Origin of the sequence: Burkholderia sp. E168m23, assembly GCF_016586125.1 — a bacterium.
In the GTDB taxonomy this organism is placed as follows: Bacteria; Pseudomonadota; Gammaproteobacteria; order Burkholderiales; family Burkholderiaceae; genus Burkholderia; species Burkholderia orbicola.
This window is the reverse complement of sequence record NZ_BCPP01000626.1, coordinates 1-4,355: the sequence shown is the minus strand read 5'-3', so window position 1 is coordinate 4,355 and position 4,355 is coordinate 1. Positions and strand designations below refer to the sequence as shown.

At 64.7% G+C, this 4,355-nt stretch carries 5 protein-coding genes and 1 pseudogene; all 6 read right to left on the bottom strand.

The window, feature by feature from the left end:
• On the bottom strand, positions 1–652 hold a 652-nt coding region (locus JMF90_RS26230), incomplete at its 3' end, for a dihydrofolate reductase family protein (protein WP_226292346.1).
• Positions 649–972 carry an FAD-dependent oxidoreductase gene (locus tag JMF90_RS26225; RefSeq protein WP_011549706.1) on the bottom strand — a complete coding sequence of 108 codons (324 nt, stop codon included), beginning with the start codon at positions 970–972 and terminating at the stop codon, positions 649–651. The genes JMF90_RS26230 and JMF90_RS26225, both read right to left, overlap by 4 nt.
• A 208-nt stretch (positions 973–1,180) precedes the next feature.
• The gene (locus JMF90_RS26220) at positions 1,181–2,023 is read right to left on the bottom strand and encodes a lysozyme inhibitor LprI family protein (RefSeq protein ID WP_011549705.1); all 843 of its coding nucleotides are present in this window, start codon (positions 2,021–2,023) and stop codon (positions 1,181–1,183) included.
• A gap of 412 nt (positions 2,024–2,435) precedes the next feature.
• Positions 2,436–3,002 (bottom strand): polyhydroxyalkanoate synthesis repressor PhaR, encoded by a 567-nt coding sequence (gene phaR / locus JMF90_RS26215; RefSeq protein ID WP_011549704.1) that lies wholly within the window; start codon positions 3,000–3,002, stop codon positions 2,436–2,438.
• Between the two features lie 119 nt (positions 3,003–3,121).
• Positions 3,122–3,862, bottom strand: a complete 741-nt coding sequence (locus JMF90_RS26210; RefSeq protein WP_006491801.1) for a 3-ketoacyl-ACP reductase — start codon at positions 3,860–3,862, stop codon at positions 3,122–3,124.
• A gap of 134 nt (positions 3,863–3,996) precedes the next feature.
• Positions 3,997–4,355 (bottom strand): annotated as a pseudogene (locus tag JMF90_RS26205) (acetyl-CoA C-acetyltransferase); the annotation flags it as partial.

Genomic DNA, 4,355 nt, shown 5'->3' with positions numbered 1-4,355 from the left:
AATCCTGCATGACTGGCACATACGTGGCTTGCATCAGCCCGCTCGGCAACCGCTTCGTATCGTCGAGCCGCAGCAGCGTTTGCGGCAGCTCGGCGCCGAACAGCGGAATCCCCTTGCCTAGCACGATCGGCACCCAGCTCAGCGTGATGCGATCGACGACGCCGGCCTTGATGCCTTCTCGCGCCGTCAATCCGCCATCCAGATAAACGTGACGATGACCTTGCGCCGCCAGACGGTCGAGCAACGTCGCAAGCGCGCCGTCGAACGGCTCTTCGCCGTGGCGCGACGCCAGTTCGCGGCGCGTCATGACGACCATCCGCTTGCCGGCATACGGCCACGGGTCGAAGTTGATTACGGTGTCGTACGTATTGCGCCCCATCACGATCACGTCGATGCCGTTCATCAGCGCCGTATAACCGGTGTCATCCGGCGAATCCGATGAAAACGGCTCCAGCCATGACAGATCGTCGTTCTCGCCGGCGATGAATCCATCGAGACTGAGCGCGAGAAACACACTGACGCGAGGGCGCATACGAAGCATCCTTTCACGAATGTAAGGATATCGAGTATAGCGACAGTCCGCGTACCCTGCGCCCCGCTTGGGCCACGCCGACAGCGCGGCGTCGCTCGACCCGATCGCCAGCCGGATCACGCTTTCATGATCGTCTTCGCGGCCAAGCGGCCAAGCCACGGCGCCAGAATCACGCCGGGATGCGCGACCACCGCATACACGCCTGCGACACCGGGCAGAAAGCCGTTGAGCGGCACTCCGTCGCTCGTCATCGGACGAAGGGCCGACTTCGTGGACAACGGCGTGAGTGTCGGCCGCTCCACGAACAGCGCCGAGATCGCTGTGGCGGTGCGCTCGGCGAGCGCAGCCAGCCCGCCATCTCCTTCATCCGGCGGATCGGCCGCCGACAACAGCGTGCCAGACGGCCCGACGACGCGCAGCGCGCTGTTCTTCATGCTCATGCGTGACACCCGAGGATAACGGGCTTCCGACCATGTCTTCCATCCGCCTTGCTGGCACACGAGTTCATCGCTTCGAATGACCTTGCTTGCTCGTGCATGCGTGGCAGTGGAACAAACGATTGCCCGACATTGGCGACGCTCGATTCCGCGGCCGGTAAAACAAAACGCCAGTCATCGCGGGCCTTGCTCGAACCCCCAACGCCGCGCGTCAGTGCACATCCGGAAACACCGGCGCCGTCAGACACCGATCGAACCACGCCGCATCGCCGCCATCGCCGAGCGGCCACAATTCGGCATCGAGCTGCGGCAGGCCCGTCACCGGCGCGGGTGTACGGCTCTCGCCGCCGGGCGTCGCGGCACCCACCCATCCCGCCTGCGCGCTGCCGCTGTCGCATGCATGCGCGCCTTGCGCTTCGCAGAACGCCACCGGATGCACCTTCCCGCCATCGGCCGCGCTCACCAGACGATACTGGTAGACCGCGCCGGTCGCCCAGTCCTCGCTCTGGCTGCACACCCGCGCATGATGCTGCACGTGAATCGCGCCGAAACACGCATAGGAAACATGCGCGCCACTCGCATCGTCGGGGATGAAATCGCAGTTTGCATCGAAGCCGGCCAGCGGGCCGCCGCTGTATTTCGCGAGCCACTGCCGTTCAGCCAGAGCTCGCGCGATCAGCCCTTCGCCCGATCGGTCGGCCAGCACGGCGGCACGCCGATCGAAGGCCTTGCGCACTTCGTCGACGGCCAGCCGATGGCCTTCGTAATCGGTATCGAGGCGCTTGTTGCGCGCATCGAGCCAGCGGCGCTGGCTACGCACCAGCATGTCGCGGATGGCGGCGTCCGGCGCGGCCTTCAGCGCGCCCGCATAGGCCGCATTCAACCGCGCATCGGCCGCGCGCAGCGCGGGGCTCGCGCAAATGCGCTTCTCGATCGGCTGGACGGCTTTCGCGCAATCCATCGCAAAGCTCGGCAAGGCCACGCCGACACCCATCATGAACATCGCAGCAAGACCGGCCAGCCTGCCGGTCGATGCCGTTCGAATCCCTCGCATGCTTTCTCTCAGTCGGTTTGTTTTTCTCGGCCGCCCCGCATCGACGCGGTATCGCACCTATCGCCGTGCGCCGGAACCGCCCCGGCGTTCGCCAAAAGCGGCTTCCGTGCAGCGCCGCTTATGGTACGACAGGCGAGCGCCCACGCGGACACGAACGCGCCCCATCCGGCGCGGCGCGCCCGGGCTTTCATTCGTATGGACTGGATCTCGATCGACTGGAGAACGACGATGGCCGCGCATACCGGGCACGGGCATTCGGTGCCGACGATCCTGGACGACCGTCGGCGATTTCTTCCGGCAGACGGCAACCACGCATCGTCGTGCCCGAATGCACGACGGCGACCGACCGCCCCGCTTCGCGGCGCCGACGCCCGGCGGCTCGCGCCGCCACGGCCGGCCTGCCGCGAAACCGTTACTTCTTTTCGGGCTCCGGCGCGCCCGGCTGCTTGAACGGGAACGTGCTGAACATCGACTTCGCCTGGTTCTGCATCTGCTCCTGCATCTGCACGAACATGTTCTTCGACTGCTCGATGTAGCTCGTCATCATCCCTTGCATCATCGGCGCCTGCATGTTCATGAACTGCGACCAGACTTCCGGATTCATCGCGTTACCTTCGTAGAGGTTCTTCGATTGATCCGCGAGCTTGTTCTGGATGTCGATGAACGCCTGGATGTTCTTTTCCAGGTACGTGCCCATCATGCCCTGCATCGCATGACCGTAGAAACGGATGATCTGCGACAGCATCGACGACGAGAACATCGGCACGCCACCGCTTTCCTCTTCGAGGATGATCTGCAGGAGAATGCTGCGCGTCAGGTCTTCATTGGATTTCGCATCGACGACCTTGAAATCCTCCTGCTCCAGCACGAGCTGCTTCACGTCGGTCAGCGTAATGTACGTGCTTGTCTCTGTATCGTAGAGCCGGCGGTTCGGGTACTTCTTGATGAGCCGTTCGGCCGTCTTCTTTGTAGTAGTCATGTAACGCCTTTGAGTGCAGCGTAGCGCAAGTGACGAATCCCCGCCGCCCGAATCCGGGAGGCGGGGGCCTTCGGAAAACGCCCGGCTGCGCGGCCACCCGGCCGGCGCAGCCCGGACGCTCAGCCCATGTGCAGGCCGCCGTTCAGCGAGAAGTCGGCGCCCGTCGCGAAGCCGGAATCGTTCGACGCGAGCCACGCGACGATCGAGCCGATTTCCTCGGGACCGCCGAGACGCCGCACCGGGATCGTCGCGACGATCTTCTCGAGCACGTCGGGGCGGATTGCCTTCACCATGTCGGTACCGATGTAGCCCGGCGACACGGTGTTGACCGTCACGCCCTTCGTCGCGACTTCCTGCGCGAGCGACATCGTGAAGCCGTGAATACCGGCCTTCGCGGTCGAGTAGTTCGTCTGGCCGAATTGCCCCTTCTGGCCGTTCACCGACGAAATGTTGATGATGCGGCCCCAGCCACGTTCGACCATCCCGTCGATCACCTGCTTCGTGACGTTGAACAGGCTCGTCAGGTTGGTGTCGATCACGGCGGTCCAGTCTTCATGCGTCATCTTGCGGAACACGACGTCGCGCGTGATGCCCGCGTTGTTGACCAGCACGTCGATCTCGCCGACTTCGGCCTTGACCTTGTCGAACGCTTCCTTGGTCGAGTCCCAGTCGCCGACGTTGCCTTCCGACGCGATGAAGTCGTACCCGAGCGCCTTCTGGTCCTCGAGCCATTTCACCCGGCGCGGCGAGTTCGGGCCACAACCTGCAACCACCTTGAAGCCGTCTTTCGACAGGCGCTGGCAGATGCTGGTGCCGATGCCGCCCATCCCGCCCGTTACGTACGCAATTCGCTGAGACATAAATCTCACTCCATTTTTTGGTTTCGAGAGCTGCCGGAGCCCCCTCTGACTTCACGTGACGCCGGCCGAAGCCGCAATCGGCCGACGCACGGATTCGGTTCGCCGATGGCGAACGGCCGGTTACGGACGGCCGGTTACGGACGCTCGACCGCGAGCGCGACGCCCATCCCGCCGCCGATGCACAGCGACGCCAGCCCGCGCTTCGCGTCGCGCTTGGCCATCTCGTGCAGCAGCGTCACCAGAATCCGGCAGCCCGACGCGCCGATCGGGTGGCCGATCGCGATCGCCCCGCCGTTCACGTTCACCTTCGACGTGTCCCAGCCCATCTGCTTGTGCACCGCCAGCGCCTGCGCCGCGAACGCCTCGTTGATTTCCATCAGGTCCAGGTCGCCCGGCGTCCAGCCCGCGCGCTCCAGCGCACGGCGCGACGCCGGCACCGGGCCCATGCCCATCACGCTCGGGTCCACGCCCGCGTTCGCGTACGCCTTGATCC